Annotated in this window: 27 protein-coding genes; 26 read left to right on the forward strand and 1 reads right to left on the reverse strand. The window is 31.8% G+C overall.

The genetic code is table 11. The features are described from left to right. Positions 1-35: 35 nt before the first annotated feature. The 13 genes from B7E07_RS09400 (at position 36) to B7E07_RS09455 (ending at position 5,342) form a co-directional block, all read left to right on the forward strand. Positions 36-230, forward strand: a complete 195-nt coding sequence (locus B7E07_RS09400) for a hypothetical protein (protein ID WP_080845618.1) — start codon at positions 36-38, stop codon at positions 228-230. A gap of 43 nt (positions 231-273) precedes the next feature. Next, entirely contained in the window at positions 274-549 is a 276-nt protein-coding gene (locus B7E07_RS09405) for a hypothetical protein (RefSeq protein WP_080845619.1), read from the forward strand. A gap of 39 nt (positions 550-588) precedes the next feature. Continuing rightward, the gene (locus B7E07_RS09410) at positions 589-1,089 is read left to right on the forward strand and encodes a hypothetical protein (RefSeq protein WP_080845620.1); all 501 of its coding nucleotides are present in this window, start codon (positions 589-591) and stop codon (positions 1,087-1,089) included. Between the two features lie 52 nt (positions 1,090-1,141). After that, positions 1,142-1,327, forward strand: a complete 186-nt coding sequence (locus B7E07_RS09415; protein WP_080845621.1) for a hypothetical protein — start codon at positions 1,142-1,144, stop codon at positions 1,325-1,327. 14 nt (positions 1,328-1,341) lie between these two features. Further along, complete coding sequence (locus tag B7E07_RS09420; protein WP_080845622.1) at positions 1,342-1,449, forward strand: anti-repressor SinI family protein; 108 nt, start codon at positions 1,342-1,344, stop codon at positions 1,447-1,449. 28 nt (positions 1,450-1,477) lie between these two features. Continuing rightward, the gene (locus tag B7E07_RS09425) at positions 1,478-1,843 is read left to right on the forward strand and encodes a hypothetical protein (RefSeq protein ID WP_080845623.1); all 366 of its coding nucleotides are present in this window, start codon (positions 1,478-1,480) and stop codon (positions 1,841-1,843) included. A gap of 45 nt (positions 1,844-1,888) precedes the next feature. Beyond that, a complete protein-coding gene (locus tag B7E07_RS09430; RefSeq protein ID WP_080845624.1) occupies positions 1,889-2,995 on the forward strand; it encodes a DUF5677 domain-containing protein in 1,107 nt (368 codons plus the stop codon). 63 nt (positions 2,996-3,058) lie between these two features. Next, positions 3,059-3,394 carry a hypothetical protein gene (locus B7E07_RS09435; RefSeq protein WP_080845625.1) on the forward strand — a complete coding sequence of 112 codons (336 nt, stop codon included), beginning with the start codon at positions 3,059-3,061 and terminating at the stop codon, positions 3,392-3,394. Between the two features lie 30 nt (positions 3,395-3,424). Further along, entirely contained in the window at positions 3,425-3,613 is a 189-nt protein-coding gene (locus tag B7E07_RS23635) for a hypothetical protein (RefSeq protein WP_218970408.1), read from the forward strand. Further along, a complete protein-coding gene (locus B7E07_RS09440; RefSeq protein WP_080845626.1) occupies positions 3,610-3,795 on the forward strand; it encodes a hypothetical protein in 186 nt (61 codons plus the stop codon). Before B7E07_RS23635 ends, B7E07_RS09440 begins: the two co-directional genes overlap by 4 nt. Before the next feature lie 34 nt (positions 3,796-3,829). After that, positions 3,830-4,555: an HNH endonuclease gene (locus B7E07_RS09445; RefSeq protein ID WP_080845627.1), complete on the forward strand. Its 726-nt coding sequence runs from the start codon at positions 3,830-3,832 to the stop codon at positions 4,553-4,555. A 256-nt stretch (positions 4,556-4,811) separates the two neighbouring features. Beyond that, on the forward strand, positions 4,812-5,135 hold the full coding sequence (locus tag B7E07_RS09450; RefSeq protein ID WP_080845628.1) for a hypothetical protein: 324 nt from the start codon (positions 4,812-4,814) through the stop codon (positions 5,133-5,135). A gap of 15 nt (positions 5,136-5,150) precedes the next feature. Then, the gene (locus tag B7E07_RS09455; RefSeq protein WP_080845629.1) at positions 5,151-5,342 is read left to right on the forward strand and encodes a hypothetical protein; all 192 of its coding nucleotides are present in this window, start codon (positions 5,151-5,153) and stop codon (positions 5,340-5,342) included. A gap of 100 nt (positions 5,343-5,442) precedes the next feature. Here B7E07_RS09455 and B7E07_RS23640 read toward each other — a convergent pair whose 3' ends face one another. Beyond that, complete coding sequence (locus B7E07_RS23640; RefSeq protein WP_176215146.1) at positions 5,443-5,604, reverse strand: hypothetical protein; 162 nt, start codon at positions 5,602-5,604, stop codon at positions 5,443-5,445. Positions 5,605-5,749: 145 nt separating this feature from the next. Between B7E07_RS23640 and B7E07_RS09460 the strand changes: the two genes are divergently transcribed. The 13 genes from B7E07_RS09460 to B7E07_RS09510 all read left to right on the forward strand — a co-directional run bounded on the left by B7E07_RS09460 (position 5,750) and on the right by B7E07_RS09510 (position 12,316). Next, positions 5,750-6,442 carry an XRE family transcriptional regulator gene (locus B7E07_RS09460; protein WP_176215147.1) on the forward strand — a complete coding sequence of 231 codons (693 nt, stop codon included), beginning with the start codon at positions 5,750-5,752 and terminating at the stop codon, positions 6,440-6,442. A 106-nt stretch (positions 6,443-6,548) separates the two neighbouring features. Beyond that, a complete protein-coding gene (locus tag B7E07_RS23320; RefSeq protein ID WP_218970409.1) occupies positions 6,549-6,707 on the forward strand; it encodes a DUF503 domain-containing protein in 159 nt (52 codons plus the stop codon). Between the two features lie 111 nt (positions 6,708-6,818). Continuing rightward, entirely contained in the window at positions 6,819-7,964 is a 1,146-nt protein-coding gene (locus tag B7E07_RS09465) for an AimR family lysis-lysogeny pheromone receptor (protein WP_080845631.1), read from the forward strand. A 30-nt stretch (positions 7,965-7,994) separates the two neighbouring features. Then, positions 7,995-8,150, forward strand: coding sequence for a hypothetical protein (locus B7E07_RS23645; protein ID WP_176215148.1), 156 nt, complete (start codon positions 7,995-7,997; stop codon positions 8,148-8,150). A gap of 129 nt (positions 8,151-8,279) precedes the next feature. Further along, the gene (locus B7E07_RS09470) at positions 8,280-8,468 is read left to right on the forward strand and encodes a hypothetical protein (protein ID WP_080845632.1); all 189 of its coding nucleotides are present in this window, start codon (positions 8,280-8,282) and stop codon (positions 8,466-8,468) included. A gap of 347 nt (positions 8,469-8,815) precedes the next feature. After that, the gene (locus B7E07_RS23650) at positions 8,816-8,992 is read left to right on the forward strand and encodes a hypothetical protein (protein ID WP_176215149.1); all 177 of its coding nucleotides are present in this window, start codon (positions 8,816-8,818) and stop codon (positions 8,990-8,992) included. A gap of 30 nt (positions 8,993-9,022) precedes the next feature. Further along, a complete protein-coding gene (locus B7E07_RS09480) occupies positions 9,023-9,601 on the forward strand; it encodes a sigma-70 family RNA polymerase sigma factor (RefSeq protein WP_080845634.1) in 579 nt (192 codons plus the stop codon). Positions 9,602-9,642: 41 nt separating this feature from the next. Beyond that, on the forward strand, positions 9,643-10,365 hold the full coding sequence (locus tag B7E07_RS09485) for a DNA polymerase beta superfamily protein (protein ID WP_080845635.1): 723 nt from the start codon (positions 9,643-9,645) through the stop codon (positions 10,363-10,365). 19 nt (positions 10,366-10,384) lie between these two features. Then, positions 10,385-11,158, forward strand: coding sequence for a Rha family transcriptional regulator (locus B7E07_RS09490; RefSeq protein ID WP_176215150.1), 774 nt, complete (start codon positions 10,385-10,387; stop codon positions 11,156-11,158). A 33-nt stretch (positions 11,159-11,191) separates the two neighbouring features. Beyond that, on the forward strand, positions 11,192-11,578 hold the full coding sequence (locus B7E07_RS09495; RefSeq protein WP_080845637.1) for a hypothetical protein: 387 nt from the start codon (positions 11,192-11,194) through the stop codon (positions 11,576-11,578). A gap of 40 nt (positions 11,579-11,618) precedes the next feature. Further along, a complete protein-coding gene (locus B7E07_RS09500; RefSeq protein ID WP_080845638.1) occupies positions 11,619-11,879 on the forward strand; it encodes a hypothetical protein in 261 nt (86 codons plus the stop codon). Between the two features lie 47 nt (positions 11,880-11,926). Continuing rightward, positions 11,927-12,121: a hypothetical protein gene (locus B7E07_RS09505; RefSeq protein ID WP_080845639.1), complete on the forward strand. Its 195-nt coding sequence runs from the start codon at positions 11,927-11,929 to the stop codon at positions 12,119-12,121. Beyond that, complete coding sequence (locus B7E07_RS09510; RefSeq protein WP_080845640.1) at positions 12,122-12,316, forward strand: hypothetical protein; 195 nt, start codon at positions 12,122-12,124, stop codon at positions 12,314-12,316. The last annotated feature ends 57 nt before the right edge of the window (positions 12,317-12,373 follow it).

Genomic DNA, 12,373 nt, shown 5'->3' on the forward strand with positions numbered 1-12,373 from the left:
TTATCATAAAATACGAGTTTTAAGGAGAGATTAATATGTTTAATGAGGAATTAAATTATGAGATTAGTATTTATGATGATGAAAATGATCTTATTGAAAGGTTCAATGTGAAAACTGAGGCTGAGAAGGAAACAATCATTCTAAATCATTACACACTTAGTAAAGAAGCTTGGTTTTACGAAGTTAGAGAAAGTAAAATTGTTCAAACTGATAAAAAAGGAAAGTATTAATAAAAGGCTGATTTTACAAAAATAAATTAAAGCAGGTGATAAAATGAATATACACAGAGGGGAAATAATACTACATAAATTCGACTATGAAGATGGTGGACACTCAATCAATTATAGTTTTGACGGCAACAAAGACTTCAATTGGAAAACTAAGGCTTTTCGTATATTTAAAAATCAATGTGTTGGACATCCGAACATGACCATCTTTAAATGTAAGACAGTTAGAGATGAACGTTATGAGAAAGCCAAGCAAATTCTAATTACTGCAGGTTATGAAGCAATAGAAGGCTGGGAGAATTATTTATCAAGGTTCAAATGAAATATCCATTTTAACCACTAATTTAGAGGAGGAAAACTAATGAAACAAATATATAAAGCAAATGACGGAACAATATTTGAAAATAAAAAAGATTGTTTGAAACATGAATTTAAGATTAAGGGAGGAGCAAAACAATTTACCTTAGAAGTGCTTGAGGCTGCAAAGGATTTTGAAAAACTTACTGGACTTGAGGTATTAGTAAAGCAAGCTGATGCAAGTATTGGATGGGATGGAGACCCAAACACTGATGTACAAAATTATGTTGAATGGCAAAAGGTTAATTTAGTTATAAGCAAAGACGGCAAACAGATTGGTGAGAATTATAGTAGAGGTTCACAAGGAGGATTTACAAAGAAAAGTATTATTGAAGAACTTACTAGAGAATTTTATGCTCCATATCAGAAAGTCCACGAAGGCGTTCTGAAAGAAAGCGAACATCAATCCTATTATGGTGAAGAGTATGAAGTCAATGGGGTCAATGTTAATGATATTCTGAGAGCTAATTTTGGAAAGAAAATTAGAATAGAAGTATTTGAATAGGGATGATTTTGTCAGAATATCGCAACAATTAAACTGAACAGAGGGTGATACAATGATTAAAACGCTATTTGTTCTTAACGGCACAGAAGGCTGGGAATTCACTGTAGGAGAAGAGTTTCCCCGTAATAAACAAGTAATTAGAGAAATCTATGAGTGCAAAGAAAGGTATGTTGTTGCTTTTCGAAATAACTCAAGATTAATAGTAAAAACACCTCATGTCATGACTTTAAGTGAATAAATAGTTGAAGGGGAATGACTGTGACAGTTGATGAAGAGTGGTATTTGTTGATACTAGAAGCTAAAGAGATTGGATTGACAGTGGAAGAGGTTAGGGAGTTTATTGAAGGCTTTAAGAAATAATTAATGATATTTAGATAAGGAGAATATTATGCTAACTGAAACAGTACTGCATTTTGATAAAGGTGAAATTACAGATGAACAAATTAAGGCGCATGTGCAGCATTATGTTAATTTAGCTGATGAAGGAATGAAACATCTCAATAATAATAACAGACAAGAGGCTATGAGGTGTCTAAAAGAAATTAGGAAGACAATGAAAGAAGAATATAGGTATTATGATAAATTAAAAGTACAAAAGGTAATGTGGAAAAACGAAAAATACAATATGTACTATAGTTTTATTAGAGATGCTTTTGTAAAACAAAACACTCCAAATGCTTATTCAACACTTAGCAGTAATCTTTATGATGTATGGGACTATGGATTAATACATTGTTCAACTTTTATTAAATAATCGATAAAAATTATATTTTAATACAATCTTAAAAAGGAGAATATAATGTTTGGCATTAATATTCAAACAGAATTTAAGGAAATTTTCAATCAAAAGACAGCAGAATTATCTGGCAATAGGGATGAGTTAGACGTTCTTCTCGAAGGGTTACCTCATATAATGGATAGAGTTATAAATGAGTCAGCAGACTTGCTGTATAACTCTATTATGGAAGGTATAAATGAAATCGATGAACATGAAGAAAAATTGATTAATTATTATCAAGAAAATGTAACTAAGGATTGGAAAGAAGCATTAAAGCTTCTGAAGGCTATTATAAGAATCAGCGAGGAAGCTTCTGAAGAAATATTAAATGAGTTAAAACGTGGAGAATACGAAGATCAAAATAACTTAATTTACTTTGTTTTATTCAAAATTCACTCCAGAAGTATATCGATATCAAAAGAAATAAATCTTCTACTTAGCAATGGTTATGCGGATGGAGCCTTAGCTAGATGGAGGAGCTTACATGAAAGTGCAATAGTATTCATACTATTGACAAGCAACTTCAACAATAAGGATTTCACTTACAATATTATAGAACGTTATATAGACTATTCAGCAATTGAAGTTGCAAAAGAAGTAAAAAAGCTAAGCTTAATACAGAGTAGTGAAATGGACAATGATTACTTTAAAAAGATAGAGAAACGAAAGAGAGAATTGTTAAGTAAATATGGAAAGGACTTCTATTATGATAATTTTTGGGCTGCACCTTTATTTGGCAACAAGAAAGGAAAAATTCATTTTTATGAATTAGCAAGAAAGGCTGGAATGGGTAAGCTAAATCAATATTACATGAAAGCAAGCCAGCAAGTTCACTTAAGTCCTAAGGGACTAGTCGAAAATTTGTCGATACCGGCAGACTTAGACAGTAGCAAATACTTATTATACGGAAGTTCGCTGTATGGTCTCTCAGTGCCTTTACAATTAACAGCGGATTCCCTTATACAAATTACTACCAACTTTATTTTACTCCAAGAGAGTCTTGATAGGGTGGTTTTTTCAAAGTTCTTATCAAGATTGGCAAAAGAGTGCAAAATAATCACAAGTAGAATCAATACTGAGTTGTTGAGTAAAGTTAACAAAACTAATTCGACACGAGAAGAAGGATAATAAAATGAAATTTTTATAAGCATTGGGTTATAATGGTCTAAAAAAACTTAGGAGTTGTTTCTCATGTCAGATAAGAATGTTAAATCATTTGCAGAGCACAAATTAAGTAAATTACCACAAGATAGACAGGATTTCATTAAAAGAACTTTAGAAGAAGATGATGGTTTTGAATTATCTGATTTCGTTAATGAAAACCAAATTGACACTGATGAGCAAGGTCTGGTTATCAATAATGAATATAGAATTGACGAAAACAGATTTTACATGCTCATTGGTCATAAAGTATCTGAGAAGAAAATTGAGTTAAATTTCTCAGACAACATTGTAGATGTAAAGAGGATATTAGAAATATCTATTAATGAAGACGGTGATCTGGTTGTTAGGAATAAGGAAAGCTAATAGGTTTTCCTTTCTTATAATATAAATAAATTGAAATATCATGAGGTGTTCAGTGTGAAACGAGTCCAAGTAACTGATGAAGATAGTCCATTTTACGGCAGAAAGGGAACTATCCTACAGACTAAGAGATACTTTAACGTTGTGCAGCTAGACGACTATCCTTATGAGGTTAATTTTCCAGACGATGAAATTGAAATTATTGAGGAGGAAGAAGAATGATTGCAGTAATTAAACAGCAGGGAGCAGGTAGTTTTGAATTGCAGCATAAGCATAATATTGATTCAAAGATCGTTTCATTTGCTATGAGAAATAGTGATCCAGAGGTTTTGAAATCATCTGCAGAATTGGATTGGGTTAAGTCAGACAGAGGGAATGTGTTGTGGACTGCTCAGTTAGTTTAGTTGTTAGAAATAAATTATAGAAAGAGGTGGCAAATTGACGAGTTATTGTAACCTAAATACTAAAAAAGAATGTAAAATGAGAACCTCCTATGTGGTTAATCATAGGATTATTAATGGAATAGAGCATAAACTTTGTTCCGATTGCAAAATTTGGCATCCCTTAACTGAAGAACACTTCTATAAAAATAAATCATCTGCTGACGGTTACAATCCTTACTGTAAACAAAGAACAATTGAGAGAACATTAGAGCACAGGAACAGCAACAGAGAAGAAAATCTAGCGAAAATGAGGGTTTATGGAAGAGAGTACATGAGAAGACCAGAAAGAAAAATACCACAAAGAGAAAACGCTAGAAGGATGAGAGAAAAGGGACAATTAAGAAAGTGGCAAAACGACAACCCAGAGAGAATTAGGGAGTATAACAAAAGGAGAGTGGAATCAAAAAAGCATGATATAACGGAAGATGAATGGTTCGCATGCTTGGAATTTTTTAATTACAGTTGCGCATATTGCGGTACTTCTGATGATACTCACTATATACTCTACAAAGAACAGTTGCATAAAGAACATGTTGATCACAATGGGAGCAATTACATAGACAATTGTGTGCCTTCTTGTAAGTTATGCAACAGCAACAAACATGAAAAGGAGTTTAGAGATTGGTATACTCCTGATAATGAAAAGTTTTCCAAAGAAAGGTATAATAAAATTATAGAATGGCTCACTAAAGAATGTTTTATAGCGTTAAACTTAGTCTAACAATGAAGAAGCTGACCACTTAGATCAGCTTCTTCATTCCACAATTGCTACACTCACGAAGGAATTTACCATCGCCAACTTTACTTATGAAATGGCTACGTCCGCAGTTATCGCATTGTCCCGAGTTCTTATCAGGGAAGTCTTTATAATCATATGTGATAGATAGGTCTATGTTATTATAATCTGGTTTCATGACGTTCACCTCAGATAACAATATAGCATGTCTTTTAACTCAATAAAAGTAGGGGATAATAAAATGGCAGATAAGGTAATATTTGAATTTCTGATTGAAGAATATGATAAATTTGGAGTATCATGCATTACTGCAAGTGTTATTGACAATAAAGAAGAATTGTTAAGCAATTTAAACACTGAAAGGGAAGATCTAATTGCTTTATCAGATGAAAATGATATCGCTCTTTATGACTCAGCAAGAGTAGATGTTGATGAGTATCGAGCAAGATTATCGGATTTTAACCTACCATTAATTACGCTTCTAGGAATTGTTCGAGATATTAAAAGAATGTCTAGTGAATTGAATAGTAGTGAGGATCGAGTGATTAATACATTGCTTTTATAAGGAGGGATATTAAAAATGAAAATCTACAAAGCGGACGGCACATCAGTGGACATTGCTGATGACAAAATAGAAGTTATAGAAATCAAACCTGAAAACATTAAAGAAATCATACAATCTTCCACAGGTGTTGATATACTCATGTATGATGGATCAGCCAAGCATTTTTATGGAGCTAAAACAGACGGTCATTCGATACTGTTTGATTAAAACAATCATTTCAATATTGAAATGTAATTGCAACAAAATATTTGTTTTATAGATAAAAACAGCCTGCCGATAAACTAAATCAGCAGGCTTTAATTATGTATTAAGCTATATCTTCATACCAGTCTTTGTTGATAATATCCAAAACATCTAAAACAATTACTTGTCCATCCGGCATTACAATCACAATTTTACCACCACAAGCTAAATCTACTTCAAAATCTAAACCTGCTGCAACTAGAGTAATTTCGCCAACTTTTTTCATTGATAAAACCTCCTAAATTATATTATGATACACATGTAGAGTAATAGAAACACTGTCTATGGATATTATATAATTCTTATAAGAATAAAACAAACACAAAATTGCTTTTTAATACACACAAATTGTGTGCGTGGAGATGATCTTAATGGAAGTGCTAGCTAAAAGATTAAAGTGGTTAAGAAATAACAAGGGATATGCCCAAAAAGAAGTTGCAAAAATGATAGGTATGACAACTAGTGCCTATCAAAAATTTGAGCTGAATGAAAGGCAGCCTAAATTAGACATATTGTTGAAGTTTTGTGATATTTACGATGTAACGTCCGATTTTCTGCTTGGAAGAGAAATAGATAATATTGAATTGGAAAGATTGAGAGTAATGTTGAAGCAAATGAGTCATCGAGTGTCTGTGTTGACCAGTAAGCACAAGGAATTTTTAACGAAAATCAGCAATATGAGAGCAATGATGATTGAAGTAGCAGCAGAAAAAGGTTTTAACCATTCAGAAACAGCTGAAATTTCTAAAGAGTTAGATGCACTCCTATCACAGGTTACCGCATTACAACAAGAATTGGTTCATCAAAGCTCTAGAAAAAATGATATAGTAAAAATGTACATCGAAGTATTTCTAGAAATACCATTTTCTAATGCTAAGTACGATAGCCTAATAAGTGAGTTTGCACCTTACACACTTCATGAACAAGCCACTCTATTTGAAACGTTTGACTTAATACTAACTAGTAATACTCTAGGCAGTTTAGGATCAATTAAAACTGATGTTCCATATGAAGAGATTGATGAGATAAAGAAAGATGTAGCTAAAAGGATTAATGGGTTTTAAAACACTGATTTTATTGTTTGAAAAAAGTTACGAGAATATCAATCTTTTTGATATTCTCGGTATTCAATTATAAATAAATTGGTATACTGTATAATAAGAGGTGAAAATGATGGATAAATTAGAAATATTTGGAGTAATTCCGTTTAATAGTTTAAAAGAGAAGCGAAAAGCAGTACATAAGCTAAAGTCTGAATTTGGTCAAAATTTCTCATATACTGTAGATAATAGCATGATTGCTTACAAATCCTCCGTTTTTCAATATTAATATTCTTTCGTGAATAAACAGGTTTGTATTGTAAATAAATTAATAAATTATATTGACTACCATATCTTTACCAAGTAAAATAAAGTTATAAATTGGTGAAGGATGAAGAACATGTCAAAGCTTACATTGAAACAAATGATGTTGAACGAGATCGAAGCTGCACCAAGAGGACTAGCTGAAGAATTGGCTAAGATTGCGGGATATTCAAGTGGTACAAACTTTACAAGAACCTTAAAAGACCCAGACAAGGACATTGAGAAACTAGATGGATTTTTCAAAGTAGCTCTTCACCTTTTTCCTAATGAATATGAAGAGTTACTGAAGAACTTTGTTGATGAAATAAACCCAAAAAGAATAACAGCTAGATTGTGTTTAGAGTATCTTACTTTGTATCATATGTATGAATTGAAAGAGGCACTTCTTAATAGAATGTTAACTTCTAATAGTAGAGACGTGATTGATTTCGCCAGTGTGTACCATGTACAGCATCTTTATGAAATGAAAAAACTAGATTTCTCAGATGCGATTTGTAAGCTGAACTCATACTCCAATTCAAAACCAGAAGTTAAATCATTTGCTAAGATCTCTCAAATATATTGTTATTATGCAATTAGAGATATTACAATGTTAAAACTCCAATTGGACGAGTTAGAGAGTGAGATAAGTAATATTAAAAATGCTTTTATTAGAAACTCATATATGGGAAGATTGTTTCGTATAAAGGTTGATATCAGTTTTCATAGCGGAAACATTGGAGACCTATTGGAGCAAATATTTATTCTTGATAAAGCATTAGATCCTACTAAGTCCATGACATACCTCCAAATAGGTAACTCTTACATGTTAAAAAGCTTTGATAAAGCAATGGAGTTTTACAAAAAAGCTTTAGAGTGTAAAAACAATAAGACAGAACAACAGATTAAACAAAGCATAAATTTCATTTCCTGTCTTTGGAATAAAGTTGACAATTTTTGTAGCGATGGAACAATGAGCAATGATTTATTTTACTATGCGAGAACCAACAACAAAGCAATGGCTGAAGATATATTAGATAATATTGATTTTGAGAAATTAAACAATCACCAAAAAGCGTTTAATCATTATTATCGAGGTATTCTTGAAAATAACAAGTATCATTTTTACAAATCTATAGAATTCTTTAACAAAGCTGGAGAAAAGTTTTACAAATTGATCCCAATAATGGAATTGAAAAAGCTAGGTGAAAATGAAGTTATTCTTGAAGCGTTGTCAGCATAAGCTTAAAACTTGAAAGGAGGTGAAATACAAATGAAGAAGCTAATTTTAAAATTAACCTTGGCTGCATCTCTACTTTTCGCAGGTGCAAGTGCAGTTTCAGCAGACGAAGGAAAACAATCTGCAGAAAATGAAGTTTATAGTACTTTTACTACTAAACAACTTGATCCGGGCGGCGGCGGAAGCTAAACATTAAATGCATTTATACATAGATGGACACTTGTTGCTAATTGCAACGGTGTCCATTTGTATTTTAGGCGAAAAAGTCCAATTTATAAAAATATAAAAATCGGAACGAAACTGGGGAGGAAGATGGGAATGAAAAAGCAAGCTTCAGCATTACAGCAATTAAAAATGGGATACTTTGTAGCAAGGATGGAGAGATTTGAGCGTGAATCAAATAAGTGTGTACATTGTTGGCAGGGAAATTGTGGCTGCAATACAAAATCAACTGTATCAGATAGTGCATTTATCAATTATGAAGGTAATGAATTACAATATGTATAAGATAAAGCGTAGGTGATTAGAGACAATCTAACGATACCTACGCTTTTTTATTGTAAATAAATTGATTTTATTATTTACAGATTAGATAAATGTGGTAGAATAGTAGTATAGAAATAAAGTATTGAAGGAGTGTGTCTCAGAATGTCAAGTAAACTTGCTAACATCAATGAGCAACGCTACAAGAATTACTATCAGGCTACTGGATCAGATAATTGCTGCATAGAGAAAATAAACTACATAGACATATTCCCAGTACAGCCCGATAAAGCAAAGGAGATGAGAAAAGGTTACATGAAGATGCTTTCAGATATACATAAAAAATAAATTAATAATAGGAGGTGAAGAGGTTGGGATTGAAAGTTTACTCAATTGAAGGAAAACTGTCAGTGCCGGATAATTTAACACATCAAGAAATGTTAAGTTTGTTTTATGATGCATTAAAAGAAAAGGGAATTCATTTTGCGGGAGCTACAAAAGAGGTTGGGCACGTACATAATGAATTAGATAGATATAGTTGCTTATGAAAATAAATTATTATAGGGAGATTATCTGAGATGTATAAAGGGTTTAGCAACGAAGAATTAATTAAATTGTATAGAGAGAATCAAGATGAAAATATTAAAGATTACTTTTTTGGAGTTAATAAAAATTTAGCGTTCAGCATTTGTAATAAATACATAAAGCGACATGATAAACTAAGAGAAGATGTGGAATCTGAAGCATTAGTGGGATTAGTAAAGGCATTTAATACTTTTAATTTAGATAAAGGATATAAATTTACTACTTATGCCGGAATGGTCATTAGAAATGAAGTTTTAAAATTTTTACACCAAGTAAACAAAATCAACAAATTAAATACCTGCAGTCTATTTGCAAAATTGAATTCTGACGATGAGTCTCTGATGATGATTGATTTAATTTCAACAGGGGAAATTGGGATAGAGGAACTAGTTATCTTAGATGAAGCTTCTGTAAATTTCTTAAGCAGAGCAACGGAAAGAGAAAGAGATATATTCATATTAACTTACTTTGAGGATGATCTAAGTCAGCGTAAGATAGCTGAAAGGCTGGGTGTTAGTCAAAGGACTGTATGCAAAACGTTAGGAAGAATAAATAAATTGCTAAGTGCGTGATTATATGAAGAAAAAATTCTATTTTATATGGAGGGGACAAAATGAGAGAAAATGCATTTAAAGTGCTAGTCGGATCACATAATTACAATTTAAACACAGCCAATTCAGATAAGGATTATAAAATGTTCTTCTATCCATCATTTGAAGATTTGTATTCTGGAGAGAAGTATTCAAAAGCTACAACAGGAGAAACAGAAGATGTGGAATTACACGATATTAGAAAGCTGCCAGATATGTTATGGAAAAGCAATGTAAACTTTCTTGAAGTTTTATTTAGCAAAGAGGTAGAAGAGTACAGAGCTTATTTTAATTTATATAAAGAATTACATAGTAAACGTGAAGAAATCGCCAGCATGAATCTGCCTTACTTGTATGATGCTTGTATGGGCATGTTCCATAAAAAGAAAAAAGAATTTGAGAGAGATATTGAGAAGAGTGTTGATTGGTCAAAGGTTTCGAAACATACAATGTCTGTAACTAGAATTGTTGATTTCTTACATAGATATGAAGCAAACAATTGGTCATTTGAGAATGCTATTTACTATAGTGAGAACGAACATATGAGAAATACTTTACTCGATATTAGGAATGGTAAATATGAGACTGAAACTGAGTTAAGAGTGTTTATTGATGGATCTGAAAGGTTACTACAAGCAATTAAACCAGTGTATAAGAGCAAGCAAACCAATGAAGAGGTTAAAGAATGGATGTATAAAACAGTTAAGTGGGAAGTTGAAGAAAAGATTTTTACGGAATTACAATAAAAATAAATGGAGGAAGTTAATGAGTGAAATAATTGTAACTTATGAGAAAGATAGAAATGTTATTGTCAAAGGAGAAAGTTGGGTTTACACTGACAGTCTAAATCTGGCAGATGTTTTAGATGTTGAACATAAGGAGGTAATGAGAAAGATACGTCAAATACTGACTGATTATAAAATTGAGGAGGGTGGAGAATCTCCACCGTCATCAGACAACAGGGATTACATTAGGAAACATACTGATTTCACATATGGCATCTCTTATTACAAAAATAAACAAAATAAATTACAGCCTTTTTATAAATTAACCAAAGACTTATTAATGCTTACGATTTTTGGATTTAATAAACAGAAAGCACAAGACATGCAGCTTACATATATAGCAAAATTTAATGAAATGGAAAAAGAGTTACACTATTGGAGGGCAAGATATTTAGGTATAATATCAAGAAATAAATTTACATTAGCAATTAAAGATTACATAGAAAATCCAACGACTAAAGTTTATGCTCAATATACAGATTTAGTTTATCAAACACTTTTTGGGTTAAGAGCTAGGCAAATTAGGAAAATGTATGGAATTAAGCCAAATGCAAATGTGAGACCTTTTTTAGAAGCTGAGAGTACAGAAGTGGTAGATGCATTAGAAAAAGAATTGCAGATGTTCTTATCATACGGACTAACCTTTGAGAAAATCGAACAGTTAACTCAAGAAAAATATAAAGAACCATATGAATTAAGGATGGATATGAAAAAAGTAAACAAGCATATAAGCAGACAAAAGAAAATAAAATGATCCTTTTAAGGGATTAAACTAGGAGGAAATAAAATGGATTTAGAACAATTGCGTAACTGGTTTGCTTCTGAAGAAGGTAAACAATCAGTTGAAAAACTTATTGATGAATTAAAACTAGAAGAATCTGAAGCGATAAAGGCAGAGGAGAATAGCAAATTGACTTACCCAGATGGTCAAAAAGTTAAAAGAGGGGATTTGTTCATTGACACTGAGGCAAAAAGAAGATGTGAGAGTGATCCATCATCAGAGGTGTTCGGTTATTACAACTATGTATATCGTATAAATGAAGATGAAACTGTGGATTTGTGCATTGATGGAAACTTTGCCCTTAAACTTAATAGCACACCGTTTAACTTTGACAATGCAGAGCTTATTGAAAGAGATGCAAATCTATATAGTCCATTAGAGGAAATTATTTAAATAGAAAGCAGAATTTATAAGGAATTAGGAGGAAATATTGATGAGTATGACAGTTAGATATGCAGTAAAAATGAAGAATGGTGAATATTTAAGGCAAGACTTTGATGAGCAGCGTATTGAAACAGTAAGATTATGGTCTGTAGAAAATGCTATTGATGCTGATTTGTTCAGATCAGAAAGTGAAGCGCAAAGATTAATCAAAGAAGTGTTAACTGGAAATACAAATTTGCTGGTATTGTACGATGACGAAAACCCACCCAATGAAGTTGTTAAATTGACAATAGGCTTTAAGATTGATTAAAAGAACACATTTATTGAAAATAAATTACATATCAAGGCGGTGATTTAATGAACATGATTGATAAAAATAAAGTAGTTACTCACATGGAAAGACGTTTAGCAGCACTACAAGACCGTAGAATGCGTGACTTCTCAGGTGGAACACAATCGGATATCTTTGCAATTAGGGAGCTTGAATACTGGTTATCGTGCTTTAAACGAGGAGTTTATGATATGAAGCTATGGGAAAACGAGGGAATGTGAATGAAATTAGATGAGTTATCAACCAAGGAACTGACAATATTACAAGATCTACTAAGTGAAGAAATAGAAACAATTAGAGAGTTAAATAGTAAATACAATTTACATAAAGGGATTATTGCTACTAGGGAAGAAAGAGTAAGATATTATGAATTAATTAAAGTAAAGATAAATAACGCGCTAGGGGTATACAAATAAATATACATAAAGCATGGACTTTTGAGATCTACAACTTGTAGGTCTTTTTTATTTGTA

It is taken from the genome of Cytobacillus gottheilii, from assembly GCF_900166665.1.
Lineage (GTDB): Bacteria > Bacillota > Bacilli > Bacillales > Cytobacillaceae > Cytobacillus > Cytobacillus gottheilii_A.